Genomic DNA, 25856 nt, shown 5'->3' with positions numbered 1-25856 from the left:
TTTTAATTCAATGCTCAGATAACGTCTATTCATGAGCATTGTTTAATGGAGATGGTCCCCATAAGGCGCTATGGTTTCCACCTCTACACATGATGTACCAGTTTGCTATGAATTTAATTCCATTACAGTCGACCCTTCACTGCTGGGATGAAGTCCTCCCATTGAACTTTCAATTGACTCATGCATCTCCATTTTAGGTAAGGTCTTAAACATATCATCATAGATAATCTGTGTCCTAGTTCCTGGATGGTTGCGAGCGTACTGTTTTACTGTCTCCCAATTACATTTTCCCTCGGCAATCATCCAACGCATAGTACTCCAAGGGTTGGTAATTCTTTGGTTCTCATAAGCTTCGCTATATCGTCGGACAAATTCCGCATAGAGTTTAAATGGAGGCTCATCCCCTTTTAATGGTACCGCAGCAGCCGTTGGCAGTACTGGGCTATCCATACTTCCTTCTTGACGACGGCTGTATTTTCGGGTGACTAACTTTTCAATTACAAAAGCTGCGTCACTAGGTCTCCCAAAAAGCTGACGTAATGTGCTTCCCCAAGAATGATCCACATAAATTATTTTATATAAGGCACTGTCGGTTACATGACATCGATTCACAAAAGGATCAACCAATTCAGGTCTTGTATCTATGTACTGATCGATTTCTTTGAGCAAATCTCTACGTTTGTTCGCTAATAATTGACACAGCTCCTCGCTTCGCGGCGGTTCAGCTCCACGACAAAGCAACATAGCAACACCTCGAAGTAACTCTTTATTATCCCGATCAGAGTCCAACCGCTTACAGAGCGCTTCGATTGCATTATCGCCTGTTACCCCATCTTCAAGAGGTCTATTTTCCGCCTCAAGCTTCAATTTTTCTACTGGAGCTTCATCCAATAATGCTTCAAGTGCCTTTATTTTACCTTTTCGTGCTGCTAACAACAGTGGAGTATCTTTCATCACCCCCACAGGATTCGCCACATCTGCTTCAGCTCTTATTAAATTAACCACCCCAGAAGTGAAGTCCAGCTCTATAGCTTGATGTAATGGTTGCAAAGGAACACGGCCTTTTTTAAGACGCGTCGCCGCATTTACCTCGGGATTGCAAGTTAAAATTTTTATTAATAATTCACGATTTTGGGTAGGTAAAACTAATGACAATAAAGTACGCCCCTCGTCATCGCGCTTATTGACATCCAAAATATGAGTAGCCAAAAGATGGAGGGCCAGCTGAACTTTGTCAGCAACGATTGTTTGATGCAAGGGCAAACCAATATTTTTATCCCGGACTTTACTTAGAATAAAATCAATAAACTGAGTCAAATCAGAAGGGATTTCCTTATCAAAAGAATCTTCATTCAGGTGTTGTTGAATCAAATAATTCAAAACAGTCATTTGAACACCACCCTCCATCCAGAATGGATGCTCAAGATAAATTTTGTCGATTAGCAGCTTCTTTTCAATAAACTCTTTAAATCCCTCTAGTCCTAATTTTAGAGCTGCATTTATTTCAATGATAAATTCCATATTACGTCCCCTGTAATGTTACTTCCGGATTTATATTACACATTGGACAATAGAAGATCAAAAGATTAGTTAAAATTTCTACAAAGCCATAATTTCTTGAGAAAACTTCATGAGACGACTTACATTAAAATCAAGGTAATTCATTTAATTTAATGAAAATCAAATCCCAAACTCCATGCCCTAAACGTTCCCCTCGTTGTTCAAATTTTGTAAGTGGTCGCGATAAAGGTCGAGGTGAATATCCTCCATCTTGCTGTGAATTTTTCAAAGCAGGCTCAGCAGATAAAACATCCAGCATATGCTCAGCATATTCTTGCCAATCCGTTGCACAATGAATAAACCCACCTGGTTTCAATTTTTTTGTTACTAAGTGAATGAATTCTTTCTGAATTAAGCGCCTTTTATGATGACGTTTTTTATGCCAGGGATCTGGGAAAAAAATTTGTATTCCCGCAAGTGAGTTATCTAATAATTGGGTACGGAATACTTCGACAGCATCATGGGCTACAACACGCACATTAGATAATTGATGTTCATGCAAATCAGCAGCCAAACTTCCCACCCCCGCGAGATGGACTTCTATGCCTATGTAATTAAGTGCGGGATTATTTTTGGCCATGGCCAACAAGGATGCCCCCATACCAAAACCTATTTCAACCACTGTATCTGCATTACGGACAAATTCGTCAGCTAAATTCCATGGACCCCCATCTACAATAAGTTCATAATCTTTAAGCCAAATCTCCAACCCCTGGCGCTGCCGATTACTTACCCGACCTGCTCGTAAAACATAACTTTTTATCCGACGTTGCATAAATCACACTCATCATTTTATCAAAGCCGGAATTATATGTTCTTACAAAAATCTTGCAACTAATGCATTTTTTTGATATAAAACCGCTCTTGTATTTCACATCCGGCTATTTGCCCAGAATTTTACAAAGACAAGCAAATTAAAATTTATTTTGGAGTAACACAATGTCTAGAGTATGTCAGGTAACTGGCAAGCGACCCATGACTGGTCATAAAGTGTCGCACGCTAACAACAAAACTAAAAGACGCTTTCTGCCGAATATTCAGAATCACAGTTTCTGGGTTGAAGAAGAAAATAGATTTGTCACATTAAAACTCAGCACCAAAGGTATGCGTATTGTAGACAAGTTAGGTATAAAAGCAGTTCTGGATAAACTCAGAGCTAAAGGCGAAAAAGTATAACTAAGGGGATAAACCATGGCAGCCGTCACTATTAAAGTGAAAATGGAATCCACAGCAGGAACTGGATACTATAAAACTACTACTAAAAATCCAAGAAACCATCCTGAAAAAATGGAGCTTATGATGTACGATCCTAAAGTACGTAAGCACGTTCTTTTCAAAGAGAAAAAAGTAAAATAATGTTTTAAGCCCCATAATTTATGGGGCTCTCTTCATATTATTCATTAAGATCCATTTTATTCCTATCTCTATCCTCCTGACTAAGATCATATTTTAATCTTATCTCAATAGATTAAAGATTTAGCTTCATTGGTCTCGAAATGCAGTTTTTTTCAAGGGTTATGCCTAAATTAACGCGTAGACACTGGATTATCCTCACGAATCGTTTAAACTGATAGTAAATAGCAATGAATACAAAGAGGATTTGCATGAAACCATCATTGCAACTAAGCATCGGACAGCATTTAACACTTACTCCACAATTACAGCAAGCAATAAGACTGTTGCAATTATCAACGATTGATTTACAACAAGAAATTCAACTTATTGTTGAATCAAATCCAATGCTTGAAGCAACTCCAAACGAAGACAAAGCAGAGTTCGACACCAGTGAAGTAGAACAGCAAAATAATGATGAGTCTTACGATTTTCAATGGTCAGAACTATATCAAAACTCGGGTAAACGTGCCGCTTTTGAAGATAATGATTATAATTTTGATAATTTACATTGCACTACAACTAATTTACAAGATCATCTAAGATGGCAACTTGAACTTTCTCCCATGAGCGATGTAGACAGGGCAATAGCAACTGCGATTATCGATGCAGTAAATAGCGATGGTTTCCTAACTATAAGCATCGCTGAATTGCATGCAAGTCTTACAAGTGATACGCATCCGCTGGATTTAGATGAAATAGAAGCCGTTCGCCATCGTTTGCAACTATTTGATCCCGTAGGCTGCGCCTCCGTGAATCTCGCTGAAACATTACTTGTACAACTGGAGCAGCTTCCTTTGGATGCGGAAAACCTAGTCTTGGCTAAAAAGATTATTTCTGAAGACATTGAGTTGCTAGCCCAACATAATTACAAACAGCTAATGAAAAATCATCAGATTACTGAAAAAACGATTGATAAGGTATTGAAAACCATTCAAGGGTTAAACCCCAAGCCAGGTAACTTAATTCATGAAGACATTACTGAATACATTATCCCTGATTTAACAGTTAAGAAAGTTAACAATAAATGGAGGGTTCAACTTAACCAAAGTGTGCTTCCCCATTTAAGCATTAATAACCAATATGCATCACTGATTCAACGAGCCGATAATAGTGCAGACAATCAGTTCTTAAAAAACAACCTACAAGAAGCACGTTGGTTTTTAAAAAGTATTCAGAGCCGCCAAGAAACACTGTTGAAAGTAGCCACTTGTATTATGGAATACCAACAAGGATTCCTAGAATATGGTGACGAAGCAATGAAACCATTAATTCTCAATGATGTTGCTTCTGCCCTGGATATGCATGAGTCAACCATTTCACGTGTGACTACACAAAAATTTATCCATACTCCTAGAGGGGTATTTGAACTTAAATACTTTTTCTCAAGTCATGTCAACACAAATGCTGGAGATGAGTGTTCTTCTACGGCCATACGCGCTGTGATTAAAAAATTAATTTCTGCGGAGAATAGAAAAAAACCATTAAGTGACAGTAAAATTACCCAATTATTGGAAGAGCAGGGTATTAAAGTAGCAAGACGAACCGTAGCAAAATATCGTGAAGCAATGGGAATTGCTCCATCAAATGAAAGAAAAATAATTCGTAATTAATTAAGGATCATGATTTTTCATCATGGTTCTATGTAACTAGGAGATTTTTATGCAAATTAACATCACTGGACATCATATTGATGTTACTCCTGCACTAAGAGCTTTTACCGAAGAAAAATTCGATAAGCTAGAGCGTCACTTTGATCACATCAAATCCATCAATGTAGTATTGAATGTAGAAAAATTACGTCAAATTGCTGAAGCCACAGTGCATGTAACTAAAGGTGAGCTGCATGCAAGCTCAGAATCTGAAGATTTATATGCTGCAATCGATACTTTGATTGATAAATTAGAACGTCAACTAAGTAAACATAAAGAAAAAAATCAACATCATGATTAAGAAATAATCTCATGCGTAGCTTTGAAGTCGGCAAAATAAGTCCTAACGTACTCGTTTAAGGGGGCACGGAGGAAAGCAGATTTCAGCTCAGGTTGGACGAAAAGATACGCTGAGAAAGCCCAGCATACATCAGTATGTGAGCATTCATCAGCGTATCTTTTCGTTCAAGATGAGCCAAATATGGCTTTCCAGTGACTTTGCTGCACTTAGCTACACTTATAACCTAACTCGTGGTACATTTGTCGCGCTATGATTAAAACTAAAATTAAAATAATTAATAATTTGGGCTTGCATGCACGTGCTTCGGCGAAGTTTGTTTCTACCGCAGCAAGATTCCAAAGCCAAATTAATGTAACCAGCAATTCACAAACCGTTAATGGAAAAAGCATTATGGGTGTTATGATGCTTGCAGCCAATAAAGGTAGTGAGCTTATCATGGAAATAGAAGGCCCTGATGAAGTGCAAATGAATGAAGCCCTGACTCAATTAATTAATAATTATTTTGGTGAAGGTGAATAATTGGGTTGAGCTCAAAAATCAATTGTTCTCTTTGAAAATCAACCCTATAGGATCTATTGAATTCTCTTGTAGCAATCATTACTGCTTCATTTCTTTGGATTTTTTCTTTCTCATTTTTTGCAGGGCAAGTAAAGTCATAAATAATCCAGACAAAGCATAAATAGTAAAACCAACAAATAAAACCAATGAAGGATTAGCTGCAATAGCTACAAATAAAATAATCATCACTAAAACATAAAGAAATGGAACTTTTCCCTTAAAATCTACTTCCTTAAAACTGTAATAGCGAAAGTTAGAAACCATTAAACCTGAAGCAATTAATGATAAAATCGCAGCTAGTATGGTAACAAACATATTCTCCCAGTCATGTTGGTAGCATAGCCAGGAAAAGGAGGCAATTACTGCCGCTGAAGGGGGACAAGGTAATCCCTGAAAATATCGTTTATCAGCGGTTTCAAGCTGTGTATTAAAGCGAGCTAAACGTAAAGCAACTGCCGCTGTATAAACAAAAGCCACCAACCAGCCTACTTTCCCTAATTGGCTCAACATCAAATTGTAGAGTAATAATGAGGGGGCAACTCCAAATGTAACCATATCGGATAAACTATCATATTCAGCACCAAATTCAGTCTGCGTATGCGTTAAACGTGCAATTCTTCCATCTAGCCCATCTGCAATCATACCAATAAATATCGCGATGATGGACGCTTCAAACTGTCCTTTCATGGATGCAACAAGGGAGTAAAATGCTGCAAATAAGCTGGCTGTTGTAAATAAATTAGGCAACAAATAAATACCAGAATGACTTTCTTTTTCCATTCCTAATAACCTTCAAAAAAAATGCCAAATAGAATATGTTGACATAATAGGGATAAAAATTAATTTTGAAAACCAAATTTAACACAAATTTATTTTTACAAAATGAATAAATTTCAGTACAGCACCCATTATATGATGGTATACTTAGCACTCTGTATTTATATTGTATAAAGATATGGCTACACCCGAAAGTAAAACAATTATTATAGAAGGAATAACTTCCCAAGGAAAAACCTTTCGTCCCAGCGACTGGGCAGAACGAATGAGTGGTTCTCTGGCAAGCTTTAAAAACAGTCGTATCCATTATTCTCCCCTATTAAGGCCAAGCGTTAATAGCGAAGGTTACCAATGTGTTTTACTTGATCCTAAACTGAAAGAGTCAAGCCCGTTGTTGTATCAATCGATTATTGATTTTGCCAAAGCAAATAACCTTAGAATATGTGGCGAGGAAGACTAGGATAACTAATATCCTTGACTTGCTGTAATTGTCAGAGTCCAACTACTAATAGTAGTCATCATATAACTTAACATGGCGATGGTATTATCAAAATTCATTGCTAATATGCCAGCGATTATAAATACCAAACCTTTAGGTCCATGCTGAGTTCCTGGTTGACTAGACTGTGCTACTAACACACTCCCACGTACAAACCATAATACCCCGGCGGTTCGGACAACTAAGCCCATAGAGCTAAATATATTTGACGGGTTGTATGATGTATAAGTTAAAACATTCCCTACACCAAAAGTAGTATTAGCCATCATATCTAAAACGGAAGGTAAATACAGTAGCGCCGCGCCCATTAATAAGTACATCATTGGGGTATACATCTTTTCTTGTGATGAAGATTGGGCTCTGTGATCAGCAATTTTTCTGAGTTTGGCAATAGCGGTCATAAAAAATAAAATACCTAAAACATACGCCCCGCCAGTAATTAAATGCTGTACTGGGTATAAAGAACGGCTGAGATTGCCTATAATACTAATAAGATCTGGTGTGCTCATAATTTAATTATATGTCGCTAAAACTTGTAATGCATAATTTTTTGCTTATTATTAATCCCGATTAAGAGTTATAATCTCAAATTTTTACAGTAAAGTTGATACTAGTCATGCAAATAAACACATTTCCCATCACTTTAAAAGAGTCTTTTATGATCTCTCCTAAAGTAAAACACTTCATTTTTGATTGTGAAGTATCCCCACATTTTAATTATTTACCTGGACAATTTATTACTATTCATTTTGAACATCAAGGTAAAGCCTTAAAACGTAGTTATAGTATAGCGAATACACCCAAACAAGATAATCAAATTGAACTCGCGGCAGGTTATTTTGAAAATGGACCAGGAACTGAGCTTCTTTATAATTTAAAACCTGGTGATACCATTCAGATTAGCGGTCCATATGGCAGGTTAATTATTAAAGATGAAATACCTGGCCGATTTATCTTAGTTGCTACAAGTACAGGGATTACACCCTATCGAGCAATGATTCAAAAGCTTGGCACACTTATGGAGCAACATTCTGAACTGGAAGTAGTCATTTTGCAAGGAGTGCAACGACGAGAAGAAATTCTCTATGGCAATGAGTTTCACGCTTTTTCTCAAAAATACCCTAAGGTCATGTTCAAACCTTATTTAAGTAGACAACCAGCGCATGAGTTACATGAAAATGAGTACAGTGGTTATGTACAACATGCTTTTCCTACACTCAATCTTAACCCTCAACGCGACGTTGTTTATTTATGTGGAAACCCCAGTATGATCGACGAAGCGTTTAATTCTTTAAAAGAACAAGGTTTTGCCATGCAACAAATTATTCGTGAAAAATATATATCTAGATAGGGTCTGTTTACATTTCGCTAGTTTGAGCCCAAAATGGCCTGATTTTCGAGCACCGAAGCGGAGCATACACGGAGTATGTGAGCATAGGAGCGCAGAAAATCAGGCCAGTTTGGCCAAAGTAGTAGAAATGTAAACAAGCCCTAATAACAATCGGGAGCAAATACACTATGAGTTATGAAGAATTATCCAGTACTATGGAGCTAATCCTGCAAGAGGGTAAAGGAATTTTAGCCGCGGATGAAAGCAATTCAACTATAGGAAAACGCTTTACCTCCATTGGTATTGAGAATACAGAAGAAAACCGCAGAGATTATAGATTGCTGTTAGCCACTACACCCAATCTGGAACAATATATCAATGGGGTTATTTTATTCGAAGAAACCTTTAATCAGACAGATGAACATGGAACTCCTATCGTTAAATTATTCGCAGATAAAGGTATCATTCCTGGAATTAAAGTCGATAAAGGATTAGTTCCTTTAGCGAATACAGAAAACGAACAAGTAACCCAGGGTTTAGATGGGCTAGCAGAACGTTTACAACATTTTAAAAAGCTGGGTGCAAAATTTGCCAAATGGCGCAACGTTTACTCAATTTCCGAGTTTGCCCCTAGTTTAACCGCAGTGAAAACAGGTGCAGAAAATCTAGCCCGTTATGCTGCAGCTTGCCAAGAAGCAGGAATTGTTCCTATCGTTGAGCCTGAAGTACTTATGGATGGGGATCACAGCATTGAACATTGTGCAGAAGTATGTGAAATTGTTCTTCATGAGTTGTTCCACGCTTTATTTATCCACCAAGTTGAGTTAGAGCATATTATCTTAAAACCAAGCATGGTAACCAGCGGTAAAGCACATAGTCCTTTTAGTGAGCCCGATGAAGTTGCTGACTATACTATTGGTGTATTCCGTAATAATGTACCTGCTGCGGTACCAACCATTAACTTCCTATCTGGTGGCCAAACACCAAAACAAGCTACAGCAAACTTAAATGCGATTAATAGCATTGACCATCAACCATGGTTACTAAGTTTCTCTTTCGGAAGAGCATTACAAGAAGATTGTTTAAATGCCTGGGGTGGTAGTACAGCAAATATCTCTAAAGCACAAGAAGCTTTATTGAATCGTGCTCGGTTGAATAGCCTAGCTTGTGTTGGTGAATACAATAATAAGATGGAATAATGATCTTTTGAGGAGAAGACCATTACCTGCAGAGTAATGTCAACCCAATAATAAATACCTGTAGCCTGGGTGAAGCACAGCGGCACCCGGGTTTCTAGGAAGGAAATAAAAAATGAATAAGGATTTTCTATGTTATAAATCCCGTTTTATAACATTTGCTTTATTATTAGGATATGCCTTCTTGCATTACACATTAACTCGTCCTTACACAGAGGCCACTTTTGATCAACTAATTAATTTCTCGGAACGCTTTCCCTACGCACAACGGGTATTAATTCCACTATTAGTATACCCACTTTCATTTTTACCAATTCAATATGGCAATTGGTTTTTTTTAGTAGAATGTCTATTTTCTGGTCTAATGTATGTTGGGGTATACAAGTTATTAAGATTTGAGTTTAATGAACAAGAATCTCAGCTACTAAGCTGGTTATTTATTTTACTTTTGCCATTAACCACAATCATTAATTATCGTTTTACCGTAGGAGGAGTTGCTACCTTTTTTTATCCTGCCGACACTCCATCTATTTTTTTTATAGCACTAGGTCTTTTATGGTGTCTTAAGGCTCGATGGCTTTATTTTGTTCCTTTGGTCTTTTTAGCGACACTTAATCGTGAAAGCAGCATTTTGTTGGTATCACTCATCCCTTTACTGCATTGGCAAAAACTCAAAGAAATACTAAAACCACTGTTATTCTCTCTGTTGGCATATATAAGTGCACGAATAATTGTTATAAGCACTCTTGGCAAAATACCGGGGCCACTGGTAGAGTGGACTATTTATAATTCTAATACTCATTTTGAGATAAATTTAGAGTGGTTATTTGTTGATTTTAATTTACTCCTGTTTTGCTTTTGTTTTTCCGGATTGCCGCTATTTTGGTTTGCCTTCTATGATTACATTCCCAAAATCTATCGTCCAATACGTTATTTAGTCGCTTTTTATTTTATAGGTTTGCTTCTTGTTGGAAACTTTTTTGAAGCGCGTATTTTTGCCGAAATTATTGTTTTGCTTTACTTACCTGTTTGCGTTGCACTTCGAAACTGGCTTTCAGGTTCCGATCCTTTAAAAGTCGATAAAAAATCTGAAAATTTCCTTTATTTTTTAAATCGCTATTCCATCCTTATCATTTTTGCCCTTATCATTATTTTCCATGCACCTTTAGATCAAGCTCTACGGTGGTGTTTACAACATTTAATGCATGTTCGAACACTGTCGGCTGGTGCAACGTAGTGTGGTTGCTTGCAACCAGGACTTTTCTTCAGTGTATCGTTAGATCCTGGCTGCAATATTCATAGCAAAAACTAAGTGAGTTTTTTAAATCAATTCAAAACGCGCATAAAGTGGTAAATGGTCAGAAAGCATACGCCAGGGTTTTCCATGCAAACAAGCCACTTCTTGTACTTTCATCCCGCGAAAATAGACCCGATCAACGCAAAGCGCCGGCCTAATTGCAGGGAAAGAACGGGCATGCTGGCCCTCTACTGAAACAAAAGCCTCTTCTATATTTAAGTTTTCTGATAGAGGTTGAGAAATAACCGTGCGCCAATCATTGAAGTCCCCTGCCATCAACAAAGGTTCATCTTGCGGCACTACATCCTTAATGCGTTGCATTAAAGTGTTACATTGTACTATACGCTCGGCCTTAAAAAGGCCAAGGTGTACACATAACAAATGAATCGTTACTTTATCCAATTTTAATTGCGTGTGTAATATTCCTCTTGAAGCTCTACGAATGTTTGCAAGATTAATATTTTCAAATCGATCAAAAGCATATTTGCTTAAAATTGCATTTCCATGATGTCCTGATTCATAAACAGCATTTTTTGCATAAACGTAGTGAGGCCATATGTTTTCAGCAATATACTCAAATTGTGGGGAATCAGGCCAAGCATTGATTCGTTTTTGTCTCTTTGTGTGCTCACCCTGGACTTCTTGTAAAAAAACAAAATCAGGGTTTAAGCTGGTAATTGCCTCACGCATTTTAGGAAGCAAAAAACGCACGGCACCTACTCCGAATCCTTTATGAATATTATACGTTATTAATGAAACGCTACGTGCCTCTTTTTGCATAGTTCACTCTTTTCAAGTTCCTGCATTAAGCATAACACCAAATGCATAAAAAAATTGTACTGCATATCTATCCAGGATTCCGTAACTTCCAAAGATTAAGAACATAATCATTGTACTTGTTGAAACAGATGAGGTAAAAATTCTATTCTATAATGAATTATAGCCTTCCTGTTTGTAGTAGAGATATAATGATTACTAATAAAAATTAAAAAAATAGTAAATAAAATGAATACCCTGACACTCACAATTCCAGGCTTTTCTATAGCCTGCAAGGCTTGGGGAAACCCAGATAAACCTACGATCCTAGCTCTTCATGGTTGGTTGGATAATGCAAACAGTTTTGCTCCTCTTGCTCCTTACTTAGAAAATAATTTTCATTTTGTAGCCGTTGATCTACCAGGGCATGGTCACTCGTCACATCTTCCTGAAGGATGCCACTATCATTTTTTTGATGGCATTTTTGTTGTTATTGAAATAATCAACGCACTTAAACTGGACAAAGTACACCTGTTAGGACATTCCATGGGGGCTTGCCTGGCAAGTTTGGTTGGAGGTGTAGTCCCAGAGCGATTTCTCTCCCTAAGTTTAATTGAAGGATTAGGACCATTTTCCAATCCAGCAGAAACCGCATGCCAGCAATTAAGAGAATATGCACATTTCCTTGCACAAAAAGGCAAAGACTCTAAGGGTTATGACCATATAGATAGTGCAGCGCTTGCACGTGCATTTAAAGGATATGTCTCTTTAGACATAGCAAAAATTCTTTGTGAACGTAGTTTGATTGAAAAAAAAGGGAAATTTTACTGGCGGCATGATCAACGTTTGCTGGAACGCTCACCTTTGCGTATGACAGAAACCCAAATACTTTCTTGTTTGCAAGAAATTACTGCAAAAACTTATTTACTTTTATCCAGCAGAGGATTTGCTTTTGATACTGAAATCATTGATAACCGTATTAAAGCAGTAGAAAAACTCACGCTTAAAAAAATGGATGGAGGACACCACATTCATATGGAACAGCCAGAAATTATAAGTAAACTTCTAGCTGACTTTATTAACCAGTAGATAGTCACTCTGTATCAAGGAACGTCCGTATTTGGCATATCTTGAACGAAAATCGCTACGAAAAATGCTCACATAGCCATCTATGCTCCGCTTTTTCGTAGCGATTTTCGTTCAACCTATGCTCAAATTCGACCGTTCGCCAAGATTTTTACATCTCACGTGAACTGTTGCATTTTAATTAACATTCGCTTAGCGATATAAAAGGCATTTTAAAATGCCTCTTATATCAAACTCAGGTTAATTAGAAGTACAGCCATCCATATTGGTAACGATTTTAACTTCATTTAATGACTTTTTAACATCGCATACAGCAGTTGCAGGAAACGCCTGATGATTTGGATCACCTGCGACCAAGTCATTGATAGCACTTACCATACCCTCACCACCTTCATCAAAGTTTGAATAAGGTGTCCAGTAATCCATGTTGGCTTTCACCATCACATCGAATGCTAATCGGGTATTCCAGTTAGGTTGATTGGCTAATATGTAGAACAAATGGTTGTATACTCCACTGGAATAGTGAACATCCAAGCCACCATAATATTCATCAGCGGTATCAATTGACTCACCATCACGACTTGGCTTGTCCATGTAACGTAACGCATCATAGCCGCTGTCTTCTTTCATGATCTCGCCACCAATTTGCCAGGTGCTTTTCTTCACAGAATAATATTCAGCTGCTTGAGCTGCCATATCAGAGAATGCTTCGTTCATACCACCTGATTGGCCATAATATTCAAGGTTAGAATGTTGTTCTGTAAAACCATGGCTGATTTCATGAGCAGCTACTCCAAGAGATACCAAAGGATACATCATGGTATCACCATCACCAAAAGTCATCTGCTGACCATCCCAGTAGGCATTCTCATAACCTTCACCGTAATGTACTCGCATGACTAACTGCATTGCTGAGCCGTCAGGATTACTTAGCGCATGGGTATCATACCAATCTTGATACATGTGGTGGATCACATGACCGGAGTATAATGCATCATTCGTTGGAGAGGCAGCACCATTATCTTTGTCATAACCATCTCCTTTATAACCTGTAAGATAAATATTTGCATCATTAGTTGGGCAATTAAACTTCATTGCTCTACTTCTTGAGCTATATTTATGGCCCATATCAATGACTTTAACATCTGCATTTTCCATAAAGCAGAGTTCATTCGCACCGTCACGAGTTAAATCAAGATAGGGCAAATCAGTACCGTATTGAATGAAACCTACTTTATTATTTCCACCAAAACCGGACCCATTTACAGAATCTCTATTTTGAGTTTTTATGTCGTTCCATTGTACAAAAGGTTGATTAGTTTTTGCGTCAATAATTGCAGTTGGACGTTCAGGTATTTTATCTGTATGGACGACAAGAGCACTCACTTTGTATGCCCAATGCGCTTTATGCTGCGCATCGATATAAACCATAGGAACAACTTTTTCATCACGTACATCTTTACCCGCATATTTCGCTTTAAATTGTTGTAATGCTGCATCAGCATTTTTCACAAAAGAAGCATCAGGTTGACCTAATTCGGTCTGCAAACCTTGATAAATAACGCCATTCATAGCTACGTTTGACTGAGCATTGGATAATGATTTAACTGTATGCATGCTATGCATAATCGCATAACCACCATACACAGGAAATCCTACATATTGTTGTTGCATACGGACGTGAGTTACTTTATTACCGTCAGTGTGCTCACTAACGAATCGTAAACTGTCTTTAGCAACTGAGACACCCTGTGTCAAAGAAAACTTTTGTTTTACTTGCCCAAGAGAGGCCTTCTGTAAAGGCATAGGCTCTGCAGCTCTCGCGGAAGATGCTATTCCTAAAGCCAGAGCGACAGCCAGGGGAGATAAATAGTAATTATGATGCATTGAAACCCACTCCTTATTTGCAACTTAATCTAATTGAAAGCAACTCATCTCTATCGAACCAATTAATCCATAAAATCAAGCCATTGAAATAACCTGACTGGCCACGAAAGTGAGTCACGCCTGTAGACACAACTAATAAATCCTAAAAACTTATCCAAACTAGCATAGTTTTGGCATTTTTGAAATTATTATTTGATACTCAAGTGAACCTATTGACAAGAATGATTGGAAAAATTTTTATCATTTAATTTTTAGAAATGGGTGATTATAGGAATAATTTATTTCGCTTTACTTTATCGAGTTATTGCATCTTGATAATACCATGCAGCCAAAGCACCTAAGCCTAATATAAGTAATATTACAGCCAAAGAGAGCTGGCCTTGTATCTTGGTTACTGCAATAATACCGCTTGTTAATGCAGCAGTTAAATCTTGCATACTCACATACAATGCAGCCACTGTTCCTGCGATTTGTGGAAATGGGTGGAAAACTCCTGCAAAAGCGTTAATAAAAGTAAATCCGGCTCCCATACTAAATAGAGCGATAGGGAGCATAATTGTCAGAACATTTGCTATTCCAGCAAGCGCAAAACTGAGCATAATCCCTCCGCCGCTAATCATCAGAACAACACCGATAAATAACATGTAAGGAACTCCTTTAACCATCACCAATTGACTATTAATTATCCCGCTCAAGCAGATAGCAGCAGCAATAAAAATTGACAGTTGGCCATATTCTAAAGGAGTTAGGCCCAATACATTTTGAAATAAAAAAGGAGCAATAGTCAGATAAGCAACTAGTCCTGCGCATGCAAAACAGGCACATAGAGTATAACCTAAAAAAATTTTTGACTTTAATAATGCGTAATAATTTTGCAGTATCACTCTTATCTTAGTAGCATTAGGATTAAGATTTTTATTGGTCTCAGGCAAAACCAGAAGAATAAAAACCCAAAATGAGAGGCCAACAATAAAAATGAATAAAAAATTAGCTCTCCATCCAAAGTGTTCTTGAATAAATCCACCCCAAATTGGTGACGCGACTAAAAGTAGCGTGCTTGCAACACCAACATAGGAGCCAATTTTCGATAAATATCGGTCAGTAAAAAGATCACGAATTAAAGAACGTCCTACAGAACTGCAAGAGCCAATACCAAATCCTTGTAAAAACCGTCCCAAAGTTAATACCGTAACAGAAGGAGCAAGCAAACAGAGGAGGGCCCCTATAACACTTATTCCAATACCATAAATCAATGGTAGTTTACGTCCAATTTTATCGGATAAAGGCCCAAAAAAAATATGGGAAATTCCCAATCCAAACATAAACAGAAACACAGTGAATTGAATTGATGATTCGGTACTGCTAAAGTATTTAGTAATAGCTGGTAGCGACGGAACATATTGATCGATAGAGATTTGCACCAATATCATCATCATAAAAATAATAAAATATATTACAGGTTGTACCTTTTGTATCCCCTGCTGTTCGAGCATTTCCTGCATCAAAAATTCCTTTGTCCAGAAGGAGTTGAAAATAATAACTTATTAATCTTTAAAATGATTCCATCATTATCTAAAGTAAAAGTCTAGGCCACTGTCTGAAAGCTCGCAAATTTTGTCTTTAGTATCATAGAGCAAAAATATAAAAAAAGCGGAGAACTTGCAGATATCCTCGGAGATATATAGACAATTTTAGGAAGATCAGGCAAAATCTGCCGATTGCTTGATACTAACCAAAACATACATGAAAAAAATTCTGGTTTTACATGGGCCAAATTTGAACCTCTTGGGAACACGAGAGCCTTCGGTTTATGGAAACACAACACTAGATCATATCAACACTCGTTTAATCAAAGAAGCAACCCAAGCTGGATTTTCATTAAACTGTTATCAAAGCAATTCTGAAGCAGATTTAATTGAAGCAATTCACCAGGCCCGTATCGACAAAATAAATTATATAATTATTAATCCCGCAGGATTCACCCACACTAGCGTGGCCTTAAGGGATGCCTTATGTGCTGTTGAAATCCCATTTATTGAAGTACATATCAGTAATATTTATTCCAGAGAGCCTTTTCGTCACCATTCTTATTTTTCTGATATAGCAAAAGGTACTATCAGTGGTTTAGGTGCGCAAGGGTATTCATTAGCATTAACATCAATTATTGAAAGAGAATCAAATAATGGACATTCGTAAGATCAGAAAATTAATCGAACTGCTGGAAGAAACTGGCATTTCTGAAATTGAAATTAAAGAAGGTGAGGAATCGCTTCGATTAAGCCGTCACAGTAGTGCTCCGGCAATAGAAGCACCTCAAGTTCACTATGTTTCTGCTCCGGCACCACGCCAGGAATCATTTCCCTCTGCAAATAATGCACCTTCTGCTGCAGTGCCTTCACATCAAGAAAGTAAGCCCGCAATGCCTACCACTTCAGGCCATAAAATTCGTTCCCCCATGGTAGGTACAATGTACACTTCTCCATCACCAGAAAATCCCCCTTTCGTAACTGTGGGACAATCAGTTAAAGCAGGTGATGTGTTATGTATTGTTGAAGCGATGAAAATGTTTAATGAAATTGAAGCGGATCGCGCCGGTAAAATAGTAGAAATACTCGTCGCTAATGGAGAACCTGTAGAATACGATCAGGTCCTGTTTGTTATTGAATAGAGGATGCATTCATGCTCAGTAAAATTGTTATTGCCAACAGAGGTGAAATTGCTCTTCGTATTTTACGTGCGTGTAAAGAGCTTGGCATTCAGACTGTAGCCGTACATTCAGATGTAGATAAAGATTTATTGCATGTTCGTCTTGCTGATGAAACCGTTTGCATAGGTCCGGCACCAGCACAAAAGAGTTACCTCAACATCCCAGCGATCATTTCTGCCGCTGAAATTACTGATGCTGTAGCGATTCATCCTGGCTATGGCTTTCTTTCTGAAAATGCTGATTTTGCGGAAATAGTAGAGCAAAGTGGATTTCGCTTTATCGGACCTCGAGGTGATACCATTCGCCTTATGGGTGACAAAGTATCTGCTATTAACGCGATGAAAGCCGCTGGAGTTCCTTGTGTTCCAGGATCGGATGGCCCTTTGTCTGATGATGACCATTTGAACCTAGAAGTTGCTCGAAAGATTGGCTACCCCGTTATCATTAAGGCTGCAGGTGGTGGCGGTGGACGAGGTATGCGTGTAGTACATAGTGAAGCGAATCTGCTTAATTCCATTGCACTTACCCGCAGTGAAGCGAAAGCTGCATTTAATAACCCCATTGTTTATATGGAAAAATTCCTGGAAAACCCTCGTCATGTTGAATTCCAAGTTCTCGGAGATGGCCAAGGTAAAGCCATTCATCTAGGTGAACGCGATTGTTCTATGCAAAGACGTCACCAAAAAGTAGTGGAAGAGGCACCCGCTCCAGGAATTAGCCCTGAACTGAGAAAAAAAATTGGTGACTCTGTGGTCAAAGCCTGCCAAGAGCTGAAATATCGTGGTGCAGGGACTTTTGAATTCCTGTATCAAGATGGATGTTTTTATTTTATTGAAATGAATACACGTATCCAGGTTGAGCACCCAGTCACTGAAATGATCACTGGAATTGATTTGATTAAAGAACAAATTAAAATTGCCAGTGACATACCCATGACACTTACCCAGGAAGACATCAAATTACGTGGTCATGCAATTGAATGTCGAATCAATGCAGAAGATGCCAAAACCTTCATGCCTTCACCAGGAACAATAAAATTATTACATCAACCCGGTGGGCCAGGAATTCGTTTTGATTCCCATATTTACAGCAGTTACACAGTCCCACCGAATTACGATTCGATGATAGGCAAGCTAATTAGTTATGGGGAAACTCGTGCTGAAGCCATCGCAAGAATGCGAAATGCACTCGATGAAATCATTATTGATGGTATAAAAACCAATATTGAATTACATCAACGTATTTTCCATGATCAATCTTTTATTGCTGGCGGTACTAATATTCACTATTTGGAAAAAATGTTGAAGGATTAATGCTGTGTGGTTTCAATTAAAAATAGAACATTGTCCAAGCCAAGGCATCGAATCGCTGAGTGAGGAGTTGGAGGAGTTCGGTGCACTGTCTATTATGTTGACCGATAAAAATGATAATCCAGTTCTAGAGCCCGAACCCGGAACAACTCCATTATGGCCTGAAGTCGTTATTCAGGCCTTATTTTCAGAAGTGTTCCAAGCGCAGTATACTCGTGATCACCTACTGCAAACTTATCCCGAATTAACATGTACCCTGGAAGTTTTAGAGGACAAAGACTGGGAAAGGGCTTGGATGGATGATTTTAAACCACAACGTTTTGGCCAACGCCTATGGGTCTGCCCCACTTGGTCTACTCCACCTGAACCCAGTGCAGTCAACCTCATGTTAGATCCGGGTTTGGCTTTTGGTACTGGAACTCATCCTACGACGGCTTTATGTTTAACCTGGTTGGAACAAGCTGATTTAAAAAATAAAGTGGTTATCGATTACGGTTGTGGTTCAGGAATACTTACCCTGGCTGCTTTAAAATTAGGAGCCGCAGAGGTGCATGCAGTCGATATTGATCAGCAAGCCTTACAAGCAACCAAAAATAACGCATTAGTGAATCAACTTGATGAGCGCAAATTGTCGATTGATATGCCTGATGTGCTATCTAATCCTGTGGATTTAATTATCGCTAACATTTTGTTGGCACCATTAATTACCCTGAAAGAGCGTTTTCAACAACTACTTAATCCTGAAGGGATGCTCATTGTATCAGGAATACTCGAAGAACAGACTGCTGAACTGATTAAAACCTATGCATCAATGTTTGTCGTTGTTCGCCAGGAAAATCTTAATGGGTGGTCATTATTGGCGTTTAAGCATAAATAGATTTAAATTGCCGTAGTTGTTTTTGGTGAACACGCAAACATATTTTTAGAGCCTGTCTGCAAGCTTTCATCCTGGTTACGATTGTTAAGGAATTATAATGGCCCAAGAACGTACATTTTCTACTTTTAACCCCAAAAGAGCTCTGCTTAGTGTTTCCGATAAGCGAGGTATTGTTGAACTGGGAAGAGAATTACATCAGCAAGGTGTAGAACTTATTGCAACAGGAAATACCGCCGCATTACTTAGAGAACATGAATTGCCAGTTACCGATGTAAGTGATTGCACAGGCTTTCCTGAAATGCTCGATGGACGAGTTAAAACATTGCATCCAGCCATTCATGCCGGTTTGCTTGCACGTGGAAAAAAAGATGCAAAAATACTCCAAGAACACTCAATTAAGCCCATTGATTTGCTTGTAATTAATTTATACCCTTTTGAACAAACGATTAGTCGTCCTGACTGTAATTTCAATGAGGCCATAGAAAATATTGATATTGGCGGGCCCGCTATGATTCGTTCAGCTGCAAAAAATCATGCGCACACATTTGTGGTGGTAAAACCAGAGGATTATGCGGAACTAATTCACCATCTAAAAACTAAAAAAACTCCTTCCGACTGGGGATTTGCCTTAGCTAAGAAAGCCTTCGCGCATACAGCAGCTTATGATGCAGCAATTACTAATTATCTGACCACTCTTGATGAGCATTACACCCCCTATGGTTTTCCAGAAGTACTTACGTGTCAATTTAATAAAATAACCGACTTACGTTATGGAGAAAATCCCCACCAACAAGCTGCTTTTTATATGGATAAAAATGTTGTATCCGGTTCTCTAGGCGCGGCGCAATTAATTCAAGGAAAGCAATTGTCCTATAACAATATTCTTGATGCTGATGCTGCTTTGGACTGTGTTAAATCATTTTCCACCGAAAGACCAACGTGTGTTATTGTTAAGCACGCTAATCCTTGTGGCATTGCCATAGGAGATTCATCTCTTCAGGCTTATCTCAAAGCGTTTCAATGTGATCCTACGTCAGCATATGGCGGCATCATCGCGTTTAACCAAAAATTGGATGCCCATACCGCGAGAACAATTTTGGAAAAGCAATTTGTAGAAGTCATTGTTGCACCCGATGCCAGTAGTGAAGCCAAGGAAGTTCTCAGCAGCAAAGAAAATATTCGTGTCCTATTGACTGGAGTTTGGAAGCAAGATGACGCATTTCGCTTAAATATGAAAAAAGTAGATGGAGGATTGCTCGTTCAAGAACACGATTCACTCTCTCTAGGAAGCTATGAATTAAAAACAGTAACTCAAAATAAACCCTCTGAACAGCAAATGAATGATTTAATGTTTGCCTGGCGTGCCGTAAAACATGTGAAATCCAATGCGATTGTTTATGCTAAAGATGCTGCAACTATAGGATTGGGAGGTGGTCAAACCAGCCGTGTGATGAGTGCACGTATCGGTCTTTGGCAAGCAGAACAAATGGGATTTGACACTCATGGTGCGGTCATGGCTTCTGATGCATTTATTCCTTTTCCAGATACTGTAGAGATTGCTGCTGAGGCAGGTGTTTCTGCTATTATTCAGCCAGGGGGCTCAATTAGAGATACACAAATTATTGCCTGTGCTGAAGAGCATGGAATAATTATGGTATTCACTGGTGTTCGTCACTTTAAGCATTGATATTTAATATGTAGCCTGGGTGCAGCGGAGCGAAACCCGGGATTTTATCGTTAGATTCCCGGGTTACGGCTACGCCTTCACCCAGGCTACACAGCACTCAGTACTTTAGGGAGAAAGAGACTGTGAATACGCTTGTAATTACAGGAGTTAGTCGAGGGATAGGGCTGGAAACAGCGAAACTCTTCTTAGCAAATGGTTGGCTGGTTATTGGAACTTCAACAAATGGCCACACTCCTTTAAAACACGAAAACCTAAAAATGCATCCACTTAATTTAGTGGATTCAGAACAAATTAATCACTTGGCCCAAAAATTACCAAAAATCGATGTGTTAATTAACAATGCTGCCGTTCTGCTGGAAGAATGGCGTGAAGAAAAAATCAACATGAATCAGTTAAAAGAAACATTTGCTATTAATGTATTTGGCACCATTGAATTAACAGAGCAATGCATTCCAAAATTAAATTCCAATGCTCAAATCATTAATATTTCTTCGGGATGGGGAGCTTTCAGTTCCAATGACTCCGCTTCTGTGCCCCATTATAAAATGTCAAAATCATGTCTCAACATGTATACCCTACTTTTAGCAGAAAAGTTACCTGAGATTACTGTCTCCAGCTTTGACCCGGGTTGGGTCAAAACAGATATGGGTACCAACAATGCGCCAAAAAATCCTTCCAAAACAGCACAGGAACTCTATGATCTGGTCAATAAGAAAAAGAAAAGTGGTTATTTCTGGTATGAAGGAAAAATTAGGGATTGGTAAAAGGTAATTGATGACTATCATAATCTTTTCAGAAACAATACTACTTGCTAAATACTAATAAAAAAATCAAAATATATCCCTGTTAATTTGTCTAGCAGGAGTTAGGATGACCCATGACAAAGAGCTTGGAGAACTATTACAAGCTATAGCTGAAAAAAGCCTACAAATTATTTCTGAAATAAAGGAAACCCCCTTACAACTTTCCTTAATAATCAATCAATATATTGAGCTTACCGAGCACTTTCAAAATGTGATGAGTATTCTTTTACAGAATCCGGAAAAAATCTGGGAAATGCAACTTGCATACTGGCAAGATGCATTTAATCTTGCGCAAGCTCAATTACAGCATTGGTTAAATGGGACGGCTATGCCCATCGATGATCCGCGTTTCCGCGAGGAAGACTGGCTCAATAATCCATTTTTTAATATGTTAACCCAGCACTACCTCTTGGCCAGCCAGCATATGAATGCTTTGTTTGAACAACTGGAATACCCTGACAAAAACACAGCAAAACGCCTGCAATTTTTTACAAAGCAGTATTTAGATGCATTGTCTCCTGCCAATTTTGTTCATACTAATCCTCAGATAATGGATGAAACATTGAAAAGCCATGGCAAAAATTTATTGCATGGACTGCATAATTTGCTATCTGATTTGGAAGTAGAGTCCTCTCGTCTGATGATTAAAATGACGGATACAGAGGCATTTAAGCTGGGTAAAAATATCGCCGTTACTCCTGGAAAAGTAGTCTTTCGCAACAGCATGATGGAGCTCATCCAATATACACCACAAACAGATAAGGTAAAATCGATTCCTCTTCTTATTATTCCACCTTGGATAAACAAATATTATATTCTGGATTTAAGTCCACATAACTCACTCATTCACTGGTTAGTAAAACATGGAATTACCGTATTCATTATTTCTTGGATTAATCCAGACTCCAATTTCTCCCATAAAAGTTTGTATGATTATTTAAACGAAGGACCTTTAACCGCAATTAGTACGATTCAAAAACAACTCAATGTAAAGCAGGTTAATACCATGGGATTTTGTATCGGTGGAACACTACTCTCCATGTTACTTGCCTACAATAAAGCACATCAAGACAACTCCATTTGTAGCGCCACCTTTTTAGCCGCAATGATTGATTTCAGTGATCCGGGTGATATCGCCGTGTTTATTGATGAACAACAAATTGCAAAGCTGGAAGATGAAATGAAGTCTAAAGGATATCTTGCTGGAAAATTTATGGCTTCAAGTTTTAACTCACTACGAGCAAATGACTTAATTTGGTCTTTCTTTATTAAAAATTATCTACGCGGTAAAAACCCAGTGCCTTTTGATATATTGTACTGGAACTCTGACTCCACCAACATGCCAGCAACAATGCATTCACAATACTTAAGATGGATGTACCTGCACAATGATCTGGTCAAACCGGGTAAAATCCATCTGAATCATACCCCAATTGATGTCAGCGCAATTGACATCCCCACTTTTTTCCTCTCAACTGAAAAAGATCATATAGCCCCATGGAAAACAACCTACTTGGGCTTTAAACTGATGAATGGCCCCAAACGCTTTGTTCTCGGAGGCTCGGGACATATTGCAGGAATTATCAATGCACCTGAGGCAAAAAAATACGGCTATAAAGTGAACCATCATTCCCCTGCCCATGCAGAACAATGGCTGGAACAAGCAACAGAACATCCAGGTTCCTGGTGGCCAGAATGGTTAAATTGGTTAAAACCTCATTCAGGAAAACTCATACCTGCCCCTGATTTTAACCAATTACCATTAAAACCCATCATGGATGCACCAGGCAGCTATGTTTTGAAAAAATAAATGTAGCCTGGGTGAAGGCGCAAGCCGTAACCCAAGAACTCCTGCTAGGGAAAACCTGGGTTACGCTGCGCTGCACCCAGGCTACATTAAGCTAATTCGTCTTCCAGTTCTTTTTCAATGCTTACGTAATCAATTTTTCCTGAAGGTAAAACAGGGATCTTGCTTCCTGGAAAAATCTGATGGGGGATGAGTAATTCTGAATAATCCAACTCTTTTATTTTTTTAACAAAACTTGCCTTATCAGCATGACTTGCCTCGCTATACAATATAATTGTTTCTCCTTTTTTTGGACTTTTCTTACTCACCGCAGCATGTAACAATTCAGGCCAAATTGACGCAGCAACTCCTTCTACTGCCGTAAGAGAAACCATTTCACCTGCAATCTTAGCAAAACGTTTTGCCCGGCCAGCAATCGTAATGAATTTTTCATCATTCATCGTGACTATATCTCCAGTATCATGCCATCCATTCTCTGGAGTAATGAGCATTCCAGGCTTTTCAGAAGAGAGATAGCCCTTCATCACATTAGGGCCGCGCACTATTAAACGCCCTCCCTCAGCAATACCATCTACGGGTTGAATTCGACTTTCCATAAAAGGTAATAACATCCCAACACTACCTGGGATAGAAGCTAAGGGGCAATTCATGGAAATTACAGGCGAAGCTTCTGTAGCACCATAACCTTCATAAATTTTTACCCCAAAAGTATCAATCCAATGTCGCATTGTCTCCGGTTTCACCTTTTCGGCACCAGCAAAAATGTAGCGCACGCTACTAAAATCATGCCGTTCTGCGGCTCGAGCATAACCTGTTAAAAAAGTATCCGTCCCAAACATGATGGTAGCTCCGGTTTGATAAACCAGCCCCGGAATTATTTTATAATGCAAGGGAGAAGGATAATAAAAGCAACTGATGCCCTGTATTAGGGGAAGAATTGAACCGGTAGTTAATCCAAAACAGTGGAATATAGGTAAAGAATTAAAAAATTTATCACGAAAAGAAAAGTCTACCCGTGAAGTTAATTGAGAGCAATTCGCCAATAAATTGGAATGGGTTAAAACGACGCCCTTGGGTACCCCCTCTGAACCAGAAGTGAATAAGATGACACCTGCATCATCTGGGGAAACCGGATCGCCAACGAGTTGATAAGCCCACGAAGGGAATAGCCCCTTGAGTAACCCGGAAAGTTTATGGCCCAAATTAATGGAAGACTTAAAATCTTCAAGAAAATAAACATTTATTCCTGATTTTTGTAGCCCCTCGACCAAACCTTCCAGTTTTGCTGTGGTGATGAATTGTCTTGCCGTATAAATTGTTTTTACTTCTGCAACCTTGCATGTAGCCAATAAATTATTGAGTCCAAGACTGAAATTGAGCATAGCAGGGATACGTCGATATGCATGCAGAGCAAAAAGAGTAACCATGCCTACAATGGTCGTAGGCAACATGATGCCTACATGTTCCCCCACATGGGTTTGTTTTTTAATTTGTCGGCCCAAAATAAAGCAACGAGCAAGAAATTGCTTATGCGTTAATGGAGCACGATTTGCATCTTCAATGCGTGCCTTATTCTTTGCTCCTAATGCAGCTCCTTGAATAAGCGCTTCAAACATTGACATTGGCTGAAAGCTGTTTGCAAAAGTTAGCTCACTAATCAAATGAAATAAACGAGTGCTCACAGCATTTCTATCAAGAGACTGATTTTTTTCCTGTATATAGGATTGTGTGGGTAATACATGCAATATAATCTTGGGAAATAAGCGTATAAGGTGCTTATCTTTGCTGATAGAGAAAATACTATGCTGTGCTCCATCAATACGAATTGGAATAACCGAAGATCCTGCCTTTTGTAATACCATTCCTGGGGCGTCAAAAACCTTCAAGCTATCTTCCTGCAAGCCAATTCCTTGAGGAAAAATAACACAACGTTTTCCGTCTCGTATTGCTTTTACCAACGCTCTTGCTGCAAAAGCATTAGAAGAATCGATGGTAATGACATCGGCGAAGAGCATCATCATCTTCTTCATCCAAAATTTGGTTGATGAGTGTGGCGGAAAAGCTACAGTCAATTGCTCAGGTAAAAAAGCCGCAAGCAAAAGCAAATCAATTGTTGAAGTTCTGTTGGCAATAATCACCGAGTTAGGTTCGGGTTGATAATTACCACTTAACTCGACTTTAAACCAGCGAGCTAATATTGCTCTAATCCAATTACGAGCGCGCTGTTTTTGTCTTTCCTTCCAGGTAACTTGTTCCATGTCTCTACTTCTCTTATAAAAATTCGCTTTGGTTATACCTAATCAATCCTATTTTTTCAAGATTGCAACGTATAACCAGGTGTAATAGACTTCTTGATAAATTGATTGCTAAGGAC

At 38.5% G+C, this 25856-nt stretch carries 25 protein-coding genes; 17 read left to right on the top strand and 8 right to left on the bottom strand.

The features are described 5' to 3' along the window. Positions 1 to 105: 105 nt before the first annotated feature. A complete protein-coding gene (gene ankC / locus Lstg_RS08520) occupies positions 106 to 1521 on the bottom strand; it encodes a Dot/Icm T4SS effector AnkC/LegA12 (protein ID WP_058477245.1) in 1416 nt (471 codons plus the stop codon). A 130-nt stretch (positions 1522 to 1651) separates the two neighbouring features. Further along, on the bottom strand, positions 1652 to 2335 hold the full coding sequence (gene trmB, locus Lstg_RS08515) for a tRNA (guanosine(46)-N7)-methyltransferase TrmB (protein WP_058477244.1): 684 nt from the start codon (positions 2333 to 2335) through the stop codon (positions 1652 to 1654). 164 nt (positions 2336 to 2499) lie between these two features. On the opposite strand from trmB, the gene rpmB reads away from it, so the two are divergent. The 5 genes from rpmB to Lstg_RS08490 all read left to right on the top strand — a co-directional run bounded on the left by rpmB (position 2500) and on the right by Lstg_RS08490 (position 5424). After that, positions 2500 to 2736 carry a 50S ribosomal protein L28 gene (rpmB, locus tag Lstg_RS08510; RefSeq protein WP_028381005.1) on the top strand — a complete coding sequence of 79 codons (237 nt, stop codon included), beginning with the start codon at positions 2500 to 2502 and terminating at the stop codon, positions 2734 to 2736. Between the two features lie 15 nt (positions 2737 to 2751). Next, entirely contained in the window at positions 2752 to 2916 is a 165-nt protein-coding gene (gene rpmG, locus Lstg_RS08505) for a 50S ribosomal protein L33 (protein ID WP_003635328.1), read from the top strand. Between the two features lie 248 nt (positions 2917 to 3164). Further along, complete coding sequence (locus tag Lstg_RS08500) at positions 3165 to 4565, top strand: RNA polymerase factor sigma-54 (RefSeq protein WP_058477243.1); 1401 nt, start codon at positions 3165 to 3167, stop codon at positions 4563 to 4565. Between the two features lie 49 nt (positions 4566 to 4614). Further along, on the top strand, positions 4615 to 4905 hold the full coding sequence (gene hpf / locus Lstg_RS08495) for a ribosome hibernation promoting factor (RefSeq protein ID WP_058477242.1): 291 nt from the start codon (positions 4615 to 4617) through the stop codon (positions 4903 to 4905). 249 nt (positions 4906 to 5154) lie between these two features. Continuing rightward, the gene (locus Lstg_RS08490) at positions 5155 to 5424 is read left to right on the top strand and encodes an HPr family phosphocarrier protein (protein ID WP_058477241.1); all 270 of its coding nucleotides are present in this window, start codon (positions 5155 to 5157) and stop codon (positions 5422 to 5424) included. Between the two features lie 78 nt (positions 5425 to 5502). Here Lstg_RS08490 and pssA read toward each other — a convergent pair whose 3' ends face one another. Next, complete coding sequence (gene pssA, locus Lstg_RS08485) at positions 5503 to 6243, bottom strand: CDP-diacylglycerol--serine O-phosphatidyltransferase (protein ID WP_058477240.1); 741 nt, start codon at positions 6241 to 6243, stop codon at positions 5503 to 5505. 175 nt (positions 6244 to 6418) lie between these two features. Between pssA and Lstg_RS08480 the strand changes: the two genes are divergently transcribed. After that, a complete protein-coding gene (locus tag Lstg_RS08480) occupies positions 6419 to 6700 on the top strand; it encodes a DUF3579 domain-containing protein (protein WP_058477239.1) in 282 nt (93 codons plus the stop codon). 5 nt (positions 6701 to 6705) lie between these two features. Here the strand turns inward: Lstg_RS08480 and Lstg_RS08475 are convergent, their stop codons facing one another. After that, positions 6706 to 7248: a hypothetical protein gene (locus Lstg_RS08475; RefSeq protein WP_058477238.1), complete on the bottom strand. Its 543-nt coding sequence runs from the start codon at positions 7246 to 7248 to the stop codon at positions 6706 to 6708. Between the two features lie 107 nt (positions 7249 to 7355). Between Lstg_RS08475 and Lstg_RS08470 the strand changes: the two genes are divergently transcribed. From Lstg_RS08470 to Lstg_RS08460, 3 genes are all read left to right on the top strand, one after another. Then, positions 7356 to 8090, top strand: a complete 735-nt coding sequence (locus Lstg_RS08470; RefSeq protein WP_058477237.1) for a ferredoxin--NADP reductase — start codon at positions 7356 to 7358, stop codon at positions 8088 to 8090. Positions 8091 to 8257: 167 nt separating this feature from the next. Continuing rightward, a complete protein-coding gene (locus Lstg_RS08465; protein WP_058477236.1) occupies positions 8258 to 9268 on the top strand; it encodes a class I fructose-bisphosphate aldolase in 1011 nt (336 codons plus the stop codon). A gap of 112 nt (positions 9269 to 9380) precedes the next feature. Further along, positions 9381 to 10502 carry a hypothetical protein gene (locus Lstg_RS08460; RefSeq protein WP_058477235.1) on the top strand — a complete coding sequence of 374 codons (1122 nt, stop codon included), beginning with the start codon at positions 9381 to 9383 and terminating at the stop codon, positions 10500 to 10502. A gap of 84 nt (positions 10503 to 10586) precedes the next feature. Here Lstg_RS08460 and Lstg_RS08455 read toward each other — a convergent pair whose 3' ends face one another. Further along, entirely contained in the window at positions 10587 to 11342 is a 756-nt protein-coding gene (locus tag Lstg_RS08455) for an endonuclease/exonuclease/phosphatase family protein (RefSeq protein ID WP_058477234.1), read from the bottom strand. A gap of 225 nt (positions 11343 to 11567) precedes the next feature. Between Lstg_RS08455 and Lstg_RS08450 the strand changes: the two genes are divergently transcribed. Then, positions 11568 to 12407, top strand: coding sequence for an alpha/beta fold hydrolase (locus tag Lstg_RS08450; RefSeq protein WP_058477233.1), 840 nt, complete (start codon positions 11568 to 11570; stop codon positions 12405 to 12407). Positions 12408 to 12644: 237 nt separating this feature from the next. On the opposite strand, the gene proA is transcribed toward Lstg_RS08450, so the two are convergent. Both proA and Lstg_RS08440 read right to left on the bottom strand, forming a co-directional pair. Beyond that, a complete protein-coding gene (gene proA, locus Lstg_RS08445; protein ID WP_058477232.1) occupies positions 12645 to 14291 on the bottom strand; it encodes a zinc metalloprotease ProA in 1647 nt (548 codons plus the stop codon). A gap of 293 nt (positions 14292 to 14584) precedes the next feature. Further along, a complete protein-coding gene (locus tag Lstg_RS08440) occupies positions 14585 to 15793 on the bottom strand; it encodes a multidrug effflux MFS transporter (RefSeq protein ID WP_058477231.1) in 1209 nt (402 codons plus the stop codon). A 241-nt stretch (positions 15794 to 16034) separates the two neighbouring features. On the opposite strand from Lstg_RS08440, the gene aroQ reads away from it, so the two are divergent. From aroQ to Lstg_RS08405, 7 genes are all read left to right on the top strand, one after another. Then, positions 16035 to 16487, top strand: coding sequence for a type II 3-dehydroquinate dehydratase (gene aroQ / locus Lstg_RS08435; RefSeq protein ID WP_058477230.1), 453 nt, complete (start codon positions 16035 to 16037; stop codon positions 16485 to 16487). Next, the gene (gene accB, locus Lstg_RS08430) at positions 16474 to 16959 is read left to right on the top strand and encodes an acetyl-CoA carboxylase biotin carboxyl carrier protein (protein ID WP_058477229.1); all 486 of its coding nucleotides are present in this window, start codon (positions 16474 to 16476) and stop codon (positions 16957 to 16959) included. The genes aroQ and accB overlap by 14 nt, the downstream gene beginning before the upstream one ends. A gap of 11 nt (positions 16960 to 16970) precedes the next feature. Beyond that, positions 16971 to 18311, top strand: a complete 1341-nt coding sequence (gene accC / locus Lstg_RS08425; RefSeq protein ID WP_058477228.1) for an acetyl-CoA carboxylase biotin carboxylase subunit — start codon at positions 16971 to 16973, stop codon at positions 18309 to 18311. A gap of 4 nt (positions 18312 to 18315) precedes the next feature. After that, positions 18316 to 19185, top strand: coding sequence for a 50S ribosomal protein L11 methyltransferase (gene prmA / locus Lstg_RS08420; RefSeq protein ID WP_058477227.1), 870 nt, complete (start codon positions 18316 to 18318; stop codon positions 19183 to 19185). A gap of 97 nt (positions 19186 to 19282) precedes the next feature. Continuing rightward, positions 19283 to 20872 carry a bifunctional phosphoribosylaminoimidazolecarboxamide formyltransferase/IMP cyclohydrolase gene (gene purH / locus Lstg_RS08415; RefSeq protein WP_058477226.1) on the top strand — a complete coding sequence of 530 codons (1590 nt, stop codon included), beginning with the start codon at positions 19283 to 19285 and terminating at the stop codon, positions 20870 to 20872. A gap of 122 nt (positions 20873 to 20994) precedes the next feature. Further along, positions 20995 to 21636, top strand: coding sequence for an SDR family NAD(P)-dependent oxidoreductase (locus Lstg_RS08410; RefSeq protein WP_058477225.1), 642 nt, complete (start codon positions 20995 to 20997; stop codon positions 21634 to 21636). Positions 21637 to 21742: 106 nt separating this feature from the next. Further along, entirely contained in the window at positions 21743 to 23485 is a 1743-nt protein-coding gene (locus Lstg_RS08405) for a PHA/PHB synthase family protein (protein WP_058477224.1), read from the top strand. Positions 23486 to 23571: 86 nt separating this feature from the next. Here the strand turns inward: Lstg_RS08405 and Lstg_RS08400 are convergent, their stop codons facing one another. Continuing rightward, on the bottom strand, positions 23572 to 25740 hold the full coding sequence (locus tag Lstg_RS08400; protein WP_058477223.1) for an AMP-binding protein: 2169 nt from the start codon (positions 25738 to 25740) through the stop codon (positions 23572 to 23574). Between the last annotated feature and the right edge of the window lie 116 nt (positions 25741 to 25856).

Source organism: Legionella steigerwaltii (assembly GCF_001468065.1).
Lineage (GTDB): Bacteria > Pseudomonadota > Gammaproteobacteria > Legionellales > Legionellaceae > Legionella > Legionella steigerwaltii.
Note: the sequence above shows the minus strand (reverse complement) of the source record. Positions and strands in the feature narration are given on the sequence as shown.

Excerpts from the sequence above, each read along its gene's own strand:
- ankC (WP_058477245.1), bottom strand. The coding sequence starts at position 1,521 with ATGGAATTTATCATTGAAATAAATGCAGCTCTAAAATTAGGACTAGAG.
- trmB (WP_058477244.1), bottom strand. The coding sequence starts at position 2,335 with ATGCAACGTCGGATAAAAAGTTATGTTTTACGAGCAGGTCGGGTAAGT.
- rpmB (WP_028381005.1), top strand. The coding sequence starts at position 2,500 with ATGTCTAGAGTATGTCAGGTAACTGGCAAGCGACCCATGACTGGTCAT.
- rpmG (WP_003635328.1), top strand. The coding sequence starts at position 2,752 with ATGGCAGCCGTCACTATTAAAGTGAAAATGGAATCCACAGCAGGAACT.
- Lstg_RS08500 (WP_058477243.1), top strand. The coding sequence starts at position 3,165 with ATGAAACCATCATTGCAACTAAGCATCGGACAGCATTTAACACTTACT.
- hpf (WP_058477242.1), top strand. The coding sequence starts at position 4,615 with ATGCAAATTAACATCACTGGACATCATATTGATGTTACTCCTGCACTA.
- Lstg_RS08490 (WP_058477241.1), top strand. The coding sequence starts at position 5,155 with ATGATTAAAACTAAAATTAAAATAATTAATAATTTGGGCTTGCATGCA.
- pssA (WP_058477240.1), bottom strand. The coding sequence starts at position 6,243 with ATGGAAAAAGAAAGTCATTCTGGTATTTATTTGTTGCCTAATTTATTT.
- Lstg_RS08480 (WP_058477239.1), top strand. The coding sequence starts at position 6,419 with ATGGCTACACCCGAAAGTAAAACAATTATTATAGAAGGAATAACTTCC.
- Lstg_RS08475 (WP_058477238.1), bottom strand. The coding sequence starts at position 7,248 with ATGAGCACACCAGATCTTATTAGTATTATAGGCAATCTCAGCCGTTCT.
- Lstg_RS08470 (WP_058477237.1), top strand. The coding sequence starts at position 7,356 with ATGCAAATAAACACATTTCCCATCACTTTAAAAGAGTCTTTTATGATC.
- Lstg_RS08465 (WP_058477236.1), top strand. The coding sequence starts at position 8,258 with ATGAGTTATGAAGAATTATCCAGTACTATGGAGCTAATCCTGCAAGAG.
- Lstg_RS08460 (WP_058477235.1), top strand. The coding sequence starts at position 9,381 with ATGAATAAGGATTTTCTATGTTATAAATCCCGTTTTATAACATTTGCT.
- Lstg_RS08455 (WP_058477234.1), bottom strand. The coding sequence starts at position 11,342 with ATGCAAAAAGAGGCACGTAGCGTTTCATTAATAACGTATAATATTCAT.
- Lstg_RS08450 (WP_058477233.1), top strand. The coding sequence starts at position 11,568 with ATGAATACCCTGACACTCACAATTCCAGGCTTTTCTATAGCCTGCAAG.
- proA (WP_058477232.1), bottom strand. The coding sequence starts at position 14,291 with ATGCATCATAATTACTATTTATCTCCCCTGGCTGTCGCTCTGGCTTTA.
- Lstg_RS08440 (WP_058477231.1), bottom strand. The coding sequence starts at position 15,793 with ATGCAGGAAATGCTCGAACAGCAGGGGATACAAAAGGTACAACCTGTA.
- aroQ (WP_058477230.1), top strand. The coding sequence starts at position 16,035 with ATGAAAAAAATTCTGGTTTTACATGGGCCAAATTTGAACCTCTTGGGA.
- accB (WP_058477229.1), top strand. The coding sequence starts at position 16,474 with ATGGACATTCGTAAGATCAGAAAATTAATCGAACTGCTGGAAGAAACT.
- accC (WP_058477228.1), top strand. The coding sequence starts at position 16,971 with ATGCTCAGTAAAATTGTTATTGCCAACAGAGGTGAAATTGCTCTTCGT.
- purH (WP_058477226.1), top strand. The coding sequence starts at position 19,283 with ATGGCCCAAGAACGTACATTTTCTACTTTTAACCCCAAAAGAGCTCTG.
- Lstg_RS08405 (WP_058477224.1), top strand. The coding sequence starts at position 21,743 with ATGACCCATGACAAAGAGCTTGGAGAACTATTACAAGCTATAGCTGAA.
- Lstg_RS08400 (WP_058477223.1), bottom strand. The coding sequence starts at position 25,740 with ATGGAACAAGTTACCTGGAAGGAAAGACAAAAACAGCGCGCTCGTAAT.